Below are 15,591 nucleotides of genomic sequence, written 5' to 3'. Positions count from 1 at the left end.
TACAAATCGGGTTCTATTGTAGCGGCTCACGGCGGCCGATGCAGTCGGCCGGCCGTCTGCGATCCCCACGCGACAAGGAGTCAGCGCATGAAACATCACGATCAGGTCGCCGACGCGTTCGGCACGACCGCATCCGCCTATTTGACGAGCGCCGTCCATGCGACGGGCGCCGATCTCGACACGCTCGCCGCCGAGATCGCCGGGACGCCCGGCGCGCGCGTGCTGGATCTCGGCTGCGGCGCGGGCCACGCGAGCTTCGCCGCCGCGCGCGGCGGCGCGAAGGAGGTGGTCGCGTACGATCTCGCGCCGCAGATGCTCGCGACGGTCGAAGCCGCGGCGCGCGAGCGCGGCCTCGCGAACGTGCGGGTCGAGCAGGGCGCGGCGGAGCGGCTGCCGTTCGCCGACGCGTCGTTCGACTGGATCGTGAGCCGGATGAGCGCGCATCACTGGCACGACGTGCCGCGCGCGCTCGCCGACGCGCGCCGTGTGCTGAAGCTGGGCGGCCGCGTGCTGTTCGTCGACATCGCGGGCGCCGATCATCCGCTCGTCGACACGCATCTCCAGGCGGTCGAGGTGCTGCGCGACGCGTCGCACGTGCGCGATTACCGCGTCGACGAGTGGCTCGCGTCGTTCGCGCAGGCGGGTTTCGCGGCGCGGGTGCGGGCGCGCTGGCGCCTGCCGATCGCGTTCGACGGCTGGATCGCGCGGATGAGGACGCCCGACGTGCGCGCGAACGCGATCCGCGCGCTGTGGGCGGGCGCGCCCGATGAGGTGCGCGCGTACTTCGACGTGCGGCCGGACGGCTCGTTCGAGCTCGATGCGGTGATGATCGACGCGCGCTGACGCGGCGGCGGGGCGGGGGATGGGCGGGGCGCTGGGAGATCGGGGAAGCCGGGACGGCGAGGCGTCGAAGTGCCGAGGCGCCGGGCACCTTGCGCGGCGATTGCCGGGAACGCGGTGCCGGGCGTTGATAACCGATAAGCGAGAGCTGGGAGCTGGGAGCTGGGAGCTGGGAGCCCAGAGCCCAGAGCCCAGAGCCCAGACTCCAGACTCCAGACTTCAGACCAAGCGCCGAGCGCCGAGCGCCAAGCGCCGAGCCAAGCCAAGCCAAGCCAAGCCAAGCCAAGCGTGCATCGCGATACGCCGAATCCTCGGCGCGCGGAGCCGCGCGACGTCAAGCCCGAGCACGCGAGAAAGCCGCGCGGCGCGCCCCTCGCGCGGCGCCGTTCCTTCCCGGCACGTGACCGAACAGCGCCGGCCCCACACGCCGATTGCAGGGCGCAGGCCGCGCGAAAGCCGTCTGGCGAACCAACCGCCCCGAGCAAAAAAACGGCCGCGCACGTGCGCGGCCGTCACCGTTTCGACGTCGGCAAGCGAGCCTCGCGCACGGCACGGCGGCGCCCGCGCGCAAGGCCGCGCAGCGCTCAGCCGGTATTGCGCAGCCCGGCCGCGATCCCGTTGATCGTCAAGTGAATTCCGCGCCGCAGGCGCGCGTTCGTGTCGCCCGCGCGGTGCCGCTTGATCAGCTCGACCTGCAAGTGGTTCAGCGGATCGAGATACGGGAAGCGGTTCTTGATCGAGCGCGCGAGGAGCGGATTCGCGGCGAGCCGGGCGCCGCTGCCCGTGATCTCGGCGAGCGCGTCCGACGTGCGGTGCCATTCGGCGACGATCCGCTCGAACACGTGCTTGCGCAGCTTCTTGTCGGCGACGAGCTGCGCATAACGCGACGCGACCGCGAGATCGGTCTTCGCGAGCACCATGTCCATGTTCGACATCAGATGCGCGAAGAACGGCCAGGTCTTGTTCATCTTCTTGAGCAGCGCGACGCGCTTCGCGCGCTCGCCGGCATCGTTCGCGCCGTCGAGATAGGCGGCCACCGCGCTGCCGAAGCCGTACCAGCCCGTCAGCAGCAGCCGGCACTGGCCCCACGAGAAGCCCCACGGAATCGCGCGCAGATCCTCGATCTTGCGGTTCTTCGGGTCCTGCAGCTTGCGCGACGCGGGCCGGCTGCCGATGTTCAGCTCGGCGATCTCGGTGATCGGCGTCGACGAGAAGAAGTAGTCGGTGAAGCCGGGCGTCTCGTAGACGAGCGCGCGGTAAGCGGCCATCGCGGCGTCCGACAGCGTCTGCATCGCCGCCTCGAACGCGGGCAACTGCTTCGGCGCGTTGCTGTGCGGCAGGAGCGTCGCCTCGAGCGTCGCGGCGACGACCGTCTCGAGATTGCGCCGGCCGATCTCCGGGTTCGCGAACTTGCTCGCGATCACTTCGCCCTGTTCGGTCAGGCGGATCTGGCCGTTCACCGTGCCGGTCGGCTGCGACAGGATCGCCTGGTAGGTCGGGCCGCCGCCCCGGCCGACCGTGCCGCCGCGCCCGTGGAAGAGGCGCAGCTTGATGCCGCGCTCGCTGAACAGATCGACGAGCGCGAGCTCCGCGCGATAGAGCTCCCAGTTCGACGTGAGGAAGCCGCCGTCCTTGTTGCTGTCCGAATAGCCGAGCATCACTTCCTGCTCGTGGCCCTGGTGCGCGAGCAGCTCGCCCAGGCCCGGCAGCGCGAAGAACTCGCGCATGATGTCGGGCGCGTTGCGCAGGTCGGCGATCGTCTCGAAGAGCGGGATCGCCATCAGGCCGTTGCGCGCGTTCGCATGCGGCGTGCCGAGCGTGCCTTCGAACAGGCCCGTCTCCTTCTGCAGCAGCAGCACTTCGACGAGGTCGCTCACCGTCTCGGTGTGCGAAATGATGTAGTTGCGCACCGCGCGCGGGCCGAACTGCGCGCGGATCGCATGCGCGCGCTCGAGCACGCCGAGCTCGCTCATCGCGAGGTCCGAATAGTCGAGATACGGCGAGCGCAGCGGCCGAGGGTCCGCCAGCGCCGCGAGCAGCACGCGCAGCTTGTCTGCTTCGGGCAGCGCCGCGTAGTCGGGCTCGACGCCGCCGCGCGCGAGCAGCTCGGCGATCACCGCTTCGTGGATGTCCGAGCTCTGCCGCAAGTCGATGCTCGCGAGGTGGAAGCCGAACGCCTCGGCCGCGCGCATGAGCGGCGCGAGGCGCGGCGCCGCGAGCGATTCGCCGTGATGCACGGCGAGCGAATCGGTCAGCACGCGCAGGTCGGCGACGAATTCCTCGGCGTCCGCGTACGGCGTCGCGCGCACGGGCGCGGCGCCGCGGCCCGCGCTCCTCACGGGCACCGCGCCTTCGCCGAGCCGCACGCGCGCGCTCGCCGCGAGCCGCGTGTAGACGCCAATCAGCGCGCGGCGATACGGCTCGTCGACGCGGTGCGGCGACTGGTCGGGCGACGCGGCCGCGAGCGCCTTCAGCGCGTCGCTCGCGCCGACGAGCAGGTTCGACACGGAGAGCTCCGCGCCGAGCTTGTGCACCTGCTCGAGGTAATGCTCGAAGATCACCGCGGCCTGGCGGTTGATCGCTTCGTCGAGCGTCGCGGCGGTGACGTTCGGGTTGCCGTCGCGGTCGCCGCCGATCCAGCTGCCCATCTGGAAGAACGCCGGCACGCGCGCGGGCAGGCCGTGCTCGGCGAGCGCCTCCTCGATGTCCGCGTAGAGCGCGGGCAGCTCGTCGAGGAACGTCGCGCGGTAGTACGACAGCGCGTTCTCGATCTCGTCGGCCACCGTCAGGCGCGCGTCGCGCAGCATCCGGGTCTGCCAGAGCGTCGTCACGCGCGCGCGCAGGAGCGCCTCGTTGTGCGCGAGCTCGCGCGTGGTGAGCGGCTGGTCGCGCTCGGCGAGCAGCCGCGCGATGTCGTGCTGCGCGTCGAGAATGCTCTTGCGCTGCACTTCGGTCGGGTGCGCGGTCAGCACGGGCACGATGAGCGCGCCTTCGAAGAACCGCCGGATCGTCTTCGGCGACGCGTCGCCCGCTTGCCTGAGCTTGTCGAGCGCGTAGGCGACGGTGCCCGCCTGCGGCGCGGAGCCCGCGAGCGCGTGGATTCGGCGGCGGCGATTGTGATGGCGGTCCTCGGCGATGTTCGCGAGATGCGAGAAATAGCTGAACGCGCGCACGACGCTCACCGTCTGCTCGGGCGTGAGCTTGCGCAGCATCTTCTCGAGCGTCTGCGCGGCGGCCTTGTCGTCCTCGCGGCGGAACTTGACGGCGGTTTGGCGGATCGTTTCGACCACGTCGAACACGGCGTCGCCTTCCTGTTCGCGGACGACGTCGCCGAGCAGTCGGCCGAGATAGCGGATGTCCTCGAAGAGCGGGCGGTCCTTGTCTTCGCGCGTGCGGCCTTGCGGTTTCGCGTGCGCGGCGTTCGCCGGCGCGAGTGCTTGCGCGGCGGCGCCGTTCGGCTTGCGCGCTGTTTTCGCGGCGCGGCGGGCGGGGGTGTCGGCGGTCGCCGGGGCGTAGGAGGACGAGACAGCATTGCGGCGCGTCGCGCGCGCCGATCCGGAAGACTTCACGATTGATTTCCTTGGGAAAGCACGAGTGAACGGGAACTGCGGTCCAGCAACAGCGAGCGCGATCAAGCGGCGCGGCGTCGCGCGCTGCACGGTGCGTGACGCGCGTCGCGCGCGGCCTCGTCGGACGACGAAACCGGGCGACGCGGCGAGCGACGCGACGACTGCGGCGCCGGGCCCGCGTGCGGACGCCGGATTCCGCCTCGAACCGAACGATCGTTCGGGATCTTGACGCAGACCGTGCGGGCCGCGCGCACCGGCCGTCCGGCGGGCGGAGGCGCAAGGCGCGCGTGCTACCATAGTCCGTTCCTAATCCCGTCCTTCGATGTCCCTGCAATGAACTCCGAGACTCTTTCGGCCGAGCTGCCTGCGACGCTGACGATCGCGTCGCGCGAGAGCCGCCTCGCCATGTGGCAAGCCGAGCATGTGCGTGATGCGCTGCGCAAATTATATCCAGCTTGCGACGTGAAAATCCTCGGGATGACGACGCGCGGCGATCAAATTCTCGATCGTGCGCTCTCGAAGGTCGGCGGCAAGGGCCTCTTCGTGAAGGAACTCGAGAACGCGCTCGCCGACGGCCGCGCGGATCTCGCCGTGCATTCGCTGAAGGACGTGCCGATGGAGTTGCCCGAAGGCTTCGCGCTCGCGGCCGTGATGAGCCGCGAGGACCCGCGCGACGCGTTCGTGTCGAACGACTACGCGTCGCTTGCCGAACTGCCCGCGGGCGCCGTCGTCGGCACGTCGAGCCTGCGCCGCGAGGCGATGCTGCGCGCGCGCCATCCGCACCTCGACGTGCGGCCGCTGCGCGGCAATCTCGACACGCGGCTCGCGAAGCTCGACCGCGGCGACTACGCGGCGATCATTCTCGCCGCCGCGGGCCTGAAGCGCCTCGGCCTCGCCGCGCGCATCCGCGCATTGCTCGACGCCGAAGACAGCCTGCCCGCCGCGGGCCAGGGCGCGCTCGGCATCGAGATCGCCGCGCGCCGCGCGGACGTCGCCGCCTGGCTCGCGCCGCTGCACGACGCCGCGACCGCGCTCGCCGTCGAGGCCGAGCGCGCTGTGTCGCGCGCGCTCGGCGGCAGCTGCGAGGTGCCGCTCGCCGCGCATGCGGTGTGGCAGGGCGACGAACTGCGCCTGACGGGCAGCGTGTCGACGACGGACGGCGCCCGCGTGCTCGTCGCGCGCGCGCAGGCCCGCGCCGCGACGCCCGCCGACGCGCTCGCGCTCGGCCGCGCCGTGTCCGACGATCTCGAGCGCCAGGGCGCGCGCGCGCTCGTCGCGGCGAGCGCGCAAAAGGGCGGCGCGTGATGGCGGGCGCGCCGCGCGCGTTCACGGCGGTGCTCACGCGCCCCGACGGACAATCGGCGGAGCTTGCCGCGCAGCTTGCCGCGGCGGGCCTCGACGTGCTCGACTTTCCGCTCATCGACATCGCGCCGCTCGCCGACGACGCGCCGCTCGCCGACGCGTTCGCGCGGCTCGATGCATACGCGCTCGTCGTGTTCGTGTCGCCGAACGCGATCGATCACGCGCTCGCGCGGCTCGGCGCGATCTGGCCGCATCCGCTGCCGATCGGCGTGGTCGGGCCGGGCAGCGTCGCCGCGCTCGCGCGGCATGGAATCGCGGCGGGCGCGCATCGCGTGATCGCGCCGCGCGAGCCGGACGACGGCGGCGGCGAGCCGCACTACGATTCCGAAAGCCTCTTCGCCGAGATCGTCCGCGCGTTCGACGGCGAGGCGAAGCTCGCCGGCAAACGCGTGCTGATCGTGCGCGGCGACGGCGGCCGCGAATGGCTCGCCGAGCGGCTGCGCGAAGCGGGCGCCGAGGTCGAGCTCGTCGCCGCGTATCGGCGCGTGAGCCCGGAGCCTTCGATCGGCGCGTGGGAGCGCGTGCATGCGCTGCTGTCGGGCGCGCCGCACGCGTGGCTCGTGACGAGCTCGGAAGGCGTACGCAATTTGCGCGAGCTCGCGCACGAGCATTTGAACGAGACCGAGATCGACGCGCTGACGCACGCGCAGTTCGTCGCGCCGCATCCGCGGATCGTCGAGACCGCGCGCGCACTCGGTTTTGATAGGATTACGCTGTCCGGCGCAGGCGATGAGCGCATCGTCCGCGCGTTTCGTACGTTGGCCGATCAGGCCGATCAACCGGCGACTGCCGCTCCGATGCCTTCTCGCATGACAGACACCAACGATACCAAAGACGTCTCTTCCAAACCGGCCGCGGCCCCCGTTGCGCCGCCGAATCAACCGTTTACGCCGTTTGAAACGAAAGAGCGGCGCAGCGGCTCGAGCGCGGCGCTGTGGTTCGTGGTCGCCGTGATCGCGGCCGCGGCGGGCGTCGGCGGCTATGCGCTGAACCGTAAGGTCGATCGCCTCGACCAGCACGCGGTCGAGCGGCAGAAGGCGCTCGACGCGCAGACGGCCGAGATCCGCACGAAGACCGATCAGGCGCTCGCGAGCGTGCATCAGGCCGATTCGCAGTTGTCGCAGCTCGAAGGCAAGCTCGCCGATGCGCAGACCGCGCAGACCGCGCTGCAGCAGCAGTATCAGGACCTGTCGCGCAATCGCGACGCGTGGATGATCGAGGAAGTCGGCCAGATGCTGTCGAGCGCGAGCCAGCAGCTCCTGCTGACGGGCAACACGCAGCTCGCGCTGATCGCGCTGCAGAACGCCGATTCGCGGCTCGCGTCGTCGCAGAGCGCGCAGGCCGTCGTCGTGCGCAAGGCGATCGCGCAGGACATCGAACGGTTGAAGGCCGCGCCGTCGGCGGATCTCACCGGGCTCGCGATCAAGCTCGACGACGCGATCGGGAAGGTCGACGCGCTGCCGCTCGCGGGCGAAGCGATCGCGCCGCACGCGCAAACGACGCCAGACGTCGCCGCGAACGCCGAGCAGGCGGCCGCGGCGGCGGGCGAGCCGCGCTGGAAGGCGTGGTGGCGCGGCTTCTCGGCGGGCATCGGCGCGCAGCTGAAGTCGCTCGTCGAAGTGCGCCGCATCGACCACGCGGACGCGATGCTCGCGTCGCCCGAGGAAGGCTACTTCGTGCGCGAGAACGTGAAGCTGCGCCTGCTGAGCGCGCGGCTGTCGCTCCTCGCGCGCAACGACGGCGCGATGAAGTCCGATCTGCATGCCGCGCAGGCGGCCGTCGCGCGCTACTTCGACGGCGCGTCGAAGGACACCCGGATCGTTCAGGATCTGCTCAAGCAGGTCGACGCCGCGTCGCTGACGGTCGCGGTGCCGAACCTCAACACGAGCCTGAACGCGGTTCAACAGTTCAAGAGCCGGGGTTGACGACATGACGCTGCGTGGAATCATTTGGCTCGCCGTGCTGTTCGCGATCGCCGCGGCGCTCGCGACGGTCGGCCGCTTCGACACCGGCCAGGTGCTGATCGTCTACCCGCCGTATCGCGTCGACGTGTCGCTCAACTTCTTCGTGCTCGCGATCATCGTCGCCTTCATCGTGCTGTATGCGCTGATGCGGATCGTGCGCAACGTGTGGCGGATGCCGCAGCGCGTCGCCGCGTATCGCGCGCGGATGCGCAACGAGCGCGCGCAGGCCTCGTTGCGCGACGCGCTCGCGAACCTGTACGCGGGCCGCTTCTCGCGTGCGGAAAAGGCCGCGCGCGATGCGCTCGCGGTCGACGCGAACCAGGGCGCGGCGAGCCTCATCGCCGCCGCGGCGACGCACCGGATGCACGAGTATGCGCGTCGCGACGAATGGCTCGCGAAGGTGAGCGGGCAGGAATGGCAGGACGCGCGCCTGCTCGCGACGGCCGACATGCGTGCGGACGGCCGCGACGCCGAGGGCGCGCTCGCCGCGCTCGCCGAGATGCAGGCGTCGGGCGGCAAGCGCATCCATGCGCAGCAGATCGCGCTGCGCGCGCAGCAGCAACTGAAGAACTGGGGCGAGGTGCTGAAGATCGCGAAGGCGCTCGAAAAGCGCGAGGCGCTGCATCCGGCCGCCGCCGTGCGTCTGCGCCAGCAGGCGGCCGAGCATCTGCTGCGCGATCGCCGGCACGACGCCGACGCGCTCCTCGAAGTGTGGCAGTCGCTGTCGGCCGCCGAGCGGCAGTCGCCGCGCCTCGCGGATCTCGCGGCCGAATTGCTGATCGCGCTCGAGCGCCGCCAGGAAGCGCGGCGAATCGTCGAGGACGCGCTCGCGCACAACTGGAACGCGCGGCTGCTGCGCCGCTATCCGGACACGGCGGGCTCCGACGCGCTGCCGCTGATCCAGAAGGCGGAGGGTTGGCGCCGGGAACGCCCGGAAGACGCGGACCTGCTGTTCGCGCTCGGCCGGCTGTGCCAGCAGCAGCAACTGTGGGGCAAGGCGCAGTCGTTCCTCGAATCGGCGCTGAAGCTCGCCGACGACGAGCCGCTCAAGATCCGCACGCATCGCGCGCTCGCGCGCCTGTTCGAGCATCTCGGCGAGACCGACAAGGCCGCGCAGCATTATCGCGAAAGCGCGCTCTCGATCACGGTTGTTTGAGCGTTCGCGCCGGGGCGTCGCCCGGCGCGCGGGCGGGACGCAAAGAAGACGGCGGCCTTGGTGGCCGCCGTTTTCGTTTTTGCCGGCACGGGCGCGCCGCGCGTCGAATCAGATGTCGACGAGCGCCTTCGGCACCGACAGCGCGAGCAGGCCGCCCAGCAAGAGGAACCCGGCGAGCATGTACATCCCGGCGTCGTTCGACGCGGTCGCCTGCTTGAGCCAGCCGACGAGGTACGGGCTCAGGAAGCCGGCCAGATTGCCGACCGAATTGATGATCGCGATGCCCGCGGCCGCGGCCGTGCCGCCGAGAAACGCGGTCGGCAGGCTCCAGAAGAGAGGCAGCGTCGTCAGGATGCCCATCGTCGCGATCGTGAGGCCGAGCATCGCGAGCACCGTGTCGTGCGCCCAGACGACCGACAGCACGAGCCCGAGCGCGCCCGCCGCCGCGGGGATCGCGAGATGCCAGCGCCGCTCGCGGCGGCGGTCCGCGCTGTGCGCGATCGCGAGCATCGCGACGACGGCCGCCGCATACGGCACGGCGGACAGCAGGCCGATCGAGAACGTGTCGGTCACGCCCGTCGACTTGATCAGCGTCGGCAGCCAGAAGCCGACGCCGTAGAGCCCCATCACGAACGAGAAATAGATGAGGCCCATCAGCCACACGCGCGGGCTCGCGAACACGACGGCGAGCGGCAGGTCTTCTTTGCGCGCGTCCTCGAGCGCGATGTTGCGCGTGAGGAGGGCCTTTTCATCGTCGTCGAGCCATGCCGTCTTCGCGATCCGGTCGTCGAGCGCGAACAGCAGCAGGATGCCGACGAGCACCGACGGCACGCCCTCGAGCAGGAACAGCCACTGCCAGCCGTGCCAGCCGTTCGCGCCGTCGAACGTTTTCAGGATGTAGCCGGAGATCGGGCCGCCGACGACGCCCGACAGCGCGACGGCCGTCATGAAGAGCGTGGTCATCCTGCCGCGGCGGTGCGCTGGATACCAGTAGGTCAGATAGAGGATCACGCCGGGGAAGAAGCCCGCTTCCGCGACGCCGAGCAGGAAGCGCATCGTGTAGAACATCGCGGGCGTCGACACGAACATCGTCAGCGCGGAGATGATGCCCCACGTGACCATGATCCGCGCGATCCACACCCGCGCGCCGACCCGGTGCAGGATCACGTTGCTCGGGACCTCGAACAGAAAGTAGCCGACGAAGAAGATGCCCGCGCCGAGGCCGTAGACCGCGTCGGACAGATGCAGGTCGGACGCCATCTGCAGTTTCGCGAAGCCGACGTTCACGCGATCGAGATACGCGACCACGTAGCAGAGCAGCAGCAGCGGCGCGAGCCGCCACGAGACCTTGCGGTAGGTTGCCGCCTCGAAGGCGGACGGCGGAGTCGGCGTGAACGCCGGCGCGGTGCTGGCCATGATGTCTCCTCTGGCACGTTTGAATGGCGGCAGGCGGGGTGGAGCGCGGGCGGGCGGCGCGGCGCGTTCAGACGCAGCGGCCGCCGTCGACTTCGACGCACACGCCGGTGACGAACGCCGCGTCGTCGGATGCGAGATAGAGCGCCGCGTTCGCGATGTCCTGCGGCGTCGACAGGCGGCCGAGCGGGATCGTCGCGATGAAGCGCGCGCGGTTCTCCGGCGTGTCCGGCACGCCCATGAACTCGGCCGTGAGGCCGGTCTCGCCGAGCACCGGGTTCACGCAGTTCACGCGAATCCGGTCGGCTCCGAGCTCGACGGCGAGAGTCTTGCTCGCGGTGATCATCGCGCCCTTCGTGCTGTTGTACCAGACGAGGCCCGGGCGCGGCCGCACGCCAGCGGTCGACGCGATGTTGACGAACGCGCCGCCGCCCGCTTGGCGAAAGTACGGCACGAACGTCTGCACGCTCCAGAAGAGGCTCTTCATGTTGACCGCATACACGCGATCGAACTCGGCTTCGGTGACGTCGAGCACCGGCTTGTTGCGATGCGTGGTGCCCGCGTTGTTGACGACGACGTGCACGCCGCCGAACGCGTCGAGCGCGGCGTCGAGCAGCGCGCGCCAGTCGTTGCCGCGCGACACGTCGCCCGCGATGGCGAGCGCGCGGCCGCCCGCGAGCGCGATTTCGCTCGCGACGCGCTCGGCCGCCGCCGCGTTCAGATCGTTGACGACGACGCACGCGCCCTCGCGCGCGAACGTTTTCGCGATGCCTTCGCCGAAGCCCGAGCCTGCGCCCGTGACGACGGCCGTCTTGCCGCTCAACCGCATCGATTGTCTCCTGGATCTTGTCGTGAACGTTGCGAACGTTGCGAACGCGAACGCCGCCATGACGACGGCGGGCGGTGACGCGCGCTCGCGCGCTGTGCCGTGCGGCATTGCGCGCCCGCTCAGTCGTGCTTGAGCGCGATCGTCTTCAGCACGGTGAAGCCGTACAGCGCCTCGAAGCCTTTCTCGCGGCCGTAGCCCGAGCGCCCGGTGCCGCCGAACGGCAGCTCGACGCCGCCGCCCGCGCCGTAGTTGTTGACGAACACTTGCCCCGCGCGCAGCCGGCGCGCGAGCCGCATCTGGCGCGCGCCGTCGCGTGTCCACACGCCCGCGACGAGCCCGTACGGCGTGCCGTTCGCAAGCGCGAGCGCTTCGTCCTCGTCGGCGAACTTCATCGCCGCGAGCACCGGGCCGAACACTTCCTCCTGCGCGAGCCGGTGCGTGTGCGGGACATCGCGCAGCAGCGCGGGCGCCTGGTAGAAGCCCGTTTCGGGCGCGTCCGGCACGACTTCGCCGTGCGCGGCCATCACGATGCCGTCGTGCTGCGCGTCGGACAGGAAATCCCACACGCGCTGCTGCTGTTTCGCGCTGATGAGCGGCCCGCAGTCGAGATCGGCGCGGCCGGGGCCGACCTTCAGCCCGTTGAACGCGGTGGCGAGACGCTCGACGAGCGGCTCGTAGACCGCCCTGTCGATCAGCACGCGGCTGCCGGCCGAGCAGGTCTGGCCGGCGTTCTGCACGATCGCCGATACGAGCACGGGCAGCGCGGCGTCGAGATCCGCGTCGGCGAACACGATCTGCGGCGACTTGCCGCCCAACTCGAGCGTGACGCTCGCGTGGTGCTCGGCCGCCATCTGCGCGACGAGGCGGCCTGTATCCGGCGAGCCGGTGAACGAGATGTGATCGATGCCCGGATGGCGTGCGAGCGCCGCGCCCGCTTCGTGGCCGTAGCCCGTCACGACGTTGAGCGCACCCGCGGGAAGCCCGGCTTCGGCCGCGAGCGCCGCGACGCGCAGCACCGACAGGCACGCGTCCTCCGACGGCTTGACGACGCACGCGTTGCCCGCGGCGAGCGCCGCGCCGACGCTGCGCCCGAGGATCTGCATCGGGTAGTTCCACGGCACGATGTGGCCCGTCACGCCGTGCGGCTCACGCAGCGTGAGCACCGTGTAGCCGTCGCGGTAGGGGAGCGTCTCGCCGTGCAGCTTGTCCGCCGCACCCGCGTAGAACTCGAAATAGCGGGCGAGCGCGTCGGCGTCCGCGCGCGCCTGCGTGAGCGGCTTGCCGGTGTCGCGCGACTCGATGAGCGAGAGCTCCTCGCGGCACGCGGCGACGAGCATCGACAGCCGGTAGAGCATGCGTCCGCGCTCGGCCGCGCTCGCCGCGCCCCACGGGCCGCCGAACGCGGCGCGGGCCGCGTGGACGGCCGCGTCGACGTCGGGCGCCGTGCCGCGCGCGAGCCGCGCGAACGGCTCGCCGTCGGACGGATCGATCACGGCGATCGTCTCGCCGCTCGCGGGCGCCGCCCATGCGCCCGCGATGAAATGCTTCGCCTCTTCCATGCTCGCTCCCGGCTGCTCGGGCCGTGTCTGATCGTTGGCCGATTATCGGCCGAACGCGACGCAAGCGCCATCGGGCGATTGGCTATAATGCGCTTTCCATCGGAGGCGCCCGCGAGGCCGCCATCCGTCCCGATTCCCATCCGAACTTCAGAGAACGCTCATGAGCTTCAGCAACGTCCCGGCCGGCAAGGATCTGCCGCAAGACTTCAACGTGATCATCGAGATCCCGGCGCAAAGCGAGCCGGTCAAGTACGAAGCCGACAAGGAACTCGGCCTCCTCGTCGTCGACCGCTTCATCGGCACCGGCATGCGCTATCCGGTGAACTACGGCTTCATTCCGCAGACGCTGTCGGGCGACGGCGATCCCGTCGACGTGCTCGTCATCACGCCGTTTCCGCTGCTCGCGGGCTCGGTCGTTCGCGCGCGCGCGCTCGGCATGCTGAAGATGACCGACGAATCGGGCGTCGACGCGAAGCTCGTCGCGGTGCCGCACGACAAGGTCTGCCCGATGACGGCGAACCTGAAGTCGATCGACGACGTGCCCGCGTACCTGAAGGATCAGATCAAGCACTTCTTCGAGCAGTACAAGGCGCTCGAGAAGGGCAAGTGGGTGAAGGTCGAGGGCTGGGACGGCATCGACGCGGCGCACAAGGAAATCACCGAAGGCGTCGCGAACTTCAAGAAGTAAGCGGCGCGACGGCGCTCGCCGCGGCGCCGTCCGGTTGCGCGAAACCGCGCGTGTCTCGTCAAGAGGCCGCGCGGTTTTGTTTGGTGCGCGTCCGCTGCGGGGCCGCCGCGCGGGCGGAACGCGCGCGCGCAGGCTCCGCTCTCCTTCCCGAAGTCGTCGGGGCCCCGGAAGACCCGGTCGCCGTCTGTTTCGATATTTTCGCCGCGTTTGGGGCCTTCTTCGGCTTCGCGGCGCGATCCGCGGTAGCCGTGCCGCCCGTCGTCATCGCCGCGCCGATTGCGGTTGCGGCTTCGGCCGTCGCCGTTTCGGCGATGCCGGCTGCCGGCGCGGGTGTCGCGCAATCGCCGTCCGCGCGGCGTGTCGCGCCGGCGTCAGGGGCCGGCAGCACCGACGCGAGCGAGAGCGAGCCTCCCGCTAGCGCGCGCTTTTGCGTCGGCGTCAGCCGTTTGACCCAATATTCGGCGCGCGACGCGCTCGAGCGATCGGCGAGCTCGAACGACGCGAGCACGGCCCTCGGCTTGCGCGCGCGCGTGTAGCGCGCGCCCTTGCCTTGCGCGTGCTGCGAGAAACGTGCGGCGACGTCGGTCGTGATGCCGGTGTAGACGCTGCCGTCAGCGCATTCGATCAGATACAGATACCAGGACATGAAGGGCGGCGTGATGCGAAGCCGCCAGTGTCGCAGAAATTGCGCGGCGCGAGCGCGCGATTCGCCCGTCGGTTCATCCGGCGGCCGCCCCCGGTCGCGCGGCTAGCGGTGCGCGACCGCGTGGCCGGGCCGTGTGCGCGTCGCGGGCGCTTCCTGGATGCGCCGGAAGATCGCCGCGGACACGAGCGTCACCACGCCGACGCAAACGAAGCTCAGCTTGAAGCCGAGCAGCGACGAGCCGGTCTGCTCGCCAAACAGGCTCGTGAGCCCGCTGCCCACCGACGCGCCGAGCCCCATCGACAGCATCTGCACCATCGAATACAGGCTGTTGCCGCTCGCCGCGTCGCGGTGCGGCAGGCCTTTCAGCGTCACGCTGTTCATTGCCGCGATCTGAATCGAGTTGATCGCGCCGAAGATCGCAATCAGCGCCATTTCGGCGACGAGCGGCGTGTCGGGGCCGATCGCCGCGAACAGCGCGATCACGGCGCCGACGATCAGCGTGTTGACGAACAGAAACGTGCGATAGCCGTAGCGGCGAACGAGCGGCGCGATCCACGGCTTCGCGATCACGCCCGCGATGGCGGCCGGCACGAGCATGAGCCCCGAGCGCAACGGAGAATAGCCGAATTCGAGCTGCATCATCAGCGGCAGCAGGAAGGGCGTCGCGCCGATGCCGATCCGCGAGACCAGGTTGCCGGCGAGGCCGACAGCGAAGTTCGGTTCGCGAAAGAGTTCGAGCCGGAAGAGCGGATTCGCGCGCCGGCGCGCATGGGCGACGTACATGATCGCCGCGGCCGCGGCGATCGCGGTCACGCCGAGGGTCCAGTCCGTGTAGCCGCCGTCGGACAACGCGTCGATCGCGAGCGAGCCGACGATCATCGCGCTCGACAGCAGCGTGTAGCCCGTGTAGTCGAACGGCGGAGGATCGATCGGCTCGTCGCGCGGCATGTAGCGGCGGACGGCGACGAGGCCGACCGCGCAGATCGGCAGGTTGACGAGGAACACCCAGTACCACGACATCGACTGCGTGAGCCAGCCGCCGAGCGTTGGGCCGAGGATCGGCCCGATCTGGCCGAAGATCGACACGAACGCGAGCGCGGCCACGTATTCGTCGCCGGGCACACCGCGCAGTACCGCGAGCCGGCCGATCGGCAGCAGCATCGAGCCGCCGATGCCTTGCAGCACGCGGGCGACGACGAGCTGCGTCGCGCTCGTCGCGGCCGCGCAGCAGAGCGAGCCGAGCGCGAACACGACAATCGCGACGAAGAACACGCGACGCGTGCCAAAGCGATCCGCGAGCCAGCCGGACGCGGGCGTGAGGGTGGCCATCGTCAGTGTGTAGGCGGTGACGACGCCGTGCATCGAGAGCGCGTCCTGGCCGAGCGCGTGGGCGATCGACGGCAGCGCCGTGTTGACGATGGTCGTGTCGACGGACTGCATGAAGAACGCGGTGGCGACGATCCATAGCAGCGTCGTTCGGGAAGAGGTGTTGGGCATGAGCGCGGACCGATGAGTTGGGTGCGTCGCGCCTGGCGCGCGCGACGCAAGCCCCGCCGCCTCGGGCG

General features: G+C 70.4%; 11 protein-coding genes. 5 read left to right on the top strand and 6 right to left on the bottom strand.

All coding sequences use genetic code 11. From position 1 onward, the window contains the following. Positions 1-87: 87 nt before the first annotated feature. Positions 88-843, top strand: coding sequence for a class I SAM-dependent methyltransferase (locus WS78_RS14420; protein WP_038751760.1), 756 nt, complete (start codon positions 88-90; stop codon positions 841-843). A 581-nt stretch (positions 844-1,424) separates the two neighbouring features. Here WS78_RS14420 and ppc read toward each other — a convergent pair. Then, positions 1,425-4,409 (bottom strand): phosphoenolpyruvate carboxylase, encoded by a 2,985-nt coding sequence (gene ppc, locus WS78_RS14415; protein WP_059574744.1) that lies wholly within the window; start codon positions 4,407-4,409, stop codon positions 1,425-1,427. A gap of 333 nt (positions 4,410-4,742) precedes the next feature. Between ppc and hemC the strand changes: the two genes are divergently transcribed. From hemC to WS78_RS14395, 3 genes are read left to right on the top strand one after another with little or no spacing between them, the layout of a single operon-like run. Continuing rightward, a complete protein-coding gene (gene hemC / locus WS78_RS14405; RefSeq protein ID WP_059574743.1) occupies positions 4,743-5,714 on the top strand; it encodes a hydroxymethylbilane synthase in 972 nt (323 codons plus the stop codon). Continuing rightward, positions 5,714-7,696 (top strand): fused uroporphyrinogen-III synthase HemD/membrane protein HemX, encoded by a 1,983-nt coding sequence (gene hemDX, locus WS78_RS14400; protein ID WP_059574741.1) that lies wholly within the window; start codon positions 5,714-5,716, stop codon positions 7,694-7,696. The genes hemC and hemDX overlap by 1 nt, the downstream gene beginning before the upstream one ends. A 4-nt stretch (positions 7,697-7,700) precedes the next feature. Continuing rightward, positions 7,701-8,891, top strand: coding sequence for a heme biosynthesis protein HemY (locus WS78_RS14395; RefSeq protein ID WP_038751746.1), 1,191 nt, complete (start codon positions 7,701-7,703; stop codon positions 8,889-8,891). Positions 8,892-8,999: 108 nt separating this feature from the next. Here WS78_RS14395 and WS78_RS14390 read toward each other — a convergent pair whose 3' ends face one another. From WS78_RS14390 to WS78_RS14380, 3 genes are all read right to left on the bottom strand, one after another. Further along, positions 9,000-10,307, bottom strand: coding sequence for an MFS transporter (locus WS78_RS14390; protein WP_059574739.1), 1,308 nt, complete (start codon positions 10,305-10,307; stop codon positions 9,000-9,002). Between the two features lie 67 nt (positions 10,308-10,374). Beyond that, positions 10,375-11,133, bottom strand: coding sequence for an SDR family oxidoreductase (locus tag WS78_RS14385; RefSeq protein WP_059574842.1), 759 nt, complete (start codon positions 11,131-11,133; stop codon positions 10,375-10,377). Between the two features lie 119 nt (positions 11,134-11,252). After that, positions 11,253-12,692, bottom strand: coding sequence for an aldehyde dehydrogenase family protein (locus WS78_RS14380; protein WP_059574737.1), 1,440 nt, complete (start codon positions 12,690-12,692; stop codon positions 11,253-11,255). Positions 12,693-12,852: 160 nt separating this feature from the next. On the opposite strand from WS78_RS14380, the gene ppa reads away from it, so the two are divergent. Further along, entirely contained in the window at positions 12,853-13,380 is a 528-nt protein-coding gene (ppa, locus tag WS78_RS14375; RefSeq protein ID WP_038751738.1) for an inorganic diphosphatase, read from the top strand. Positions 13,381-13,438: 58 nt separating this feature from the next. On the opposite strand, the gene WS78_RS14370 is transcribed toward ppa, so the two are convergent. Both WS78_RS14370 and WS78_RS14365 read right to left on the bottom strand, forming a co-directional pair. Further along, the gene (locus WS78_RS14370; RefSeq protein WP_059574735.1) at positions 13,439-14,026 is read right to left on the bottom strand and encodes a GIY-YIG nuclease family protein; all 588 of its coding nucleotides are present in this window, start codon (positions 14,024-14,026) and stop codon (positions 13,439-13,441) included. A 102-nt stretch (positions 14,027-14,128) separates the two neighbouring features. Beyond that, positions 14,129-15,523, bottom strand: a complete 1,395-nt coding sequence (locus WS78_RS14365) for a DHA2 family efflux MFS transporter permease subunit (protein WP_059574733.1) — start codon at positions 15,521-15,523, stop codon at positions 14,129-14,131. Positions 15,524-15,591 lie beyond the last annotated feature (68 nt).

This window comes from Burkholderia savannae (genome assembly GCF_001524445.2).
Taxonomy (GTDB): Bacteria; Pseudomonadota; Gammaproteobacteria; order Burkholderiales; family Burkholderiaceae; genus Burkholderia; species Burkholderia savannae.
This window is presented reverse-complemented; position numbering and strand designations above follow the sequence as displayed.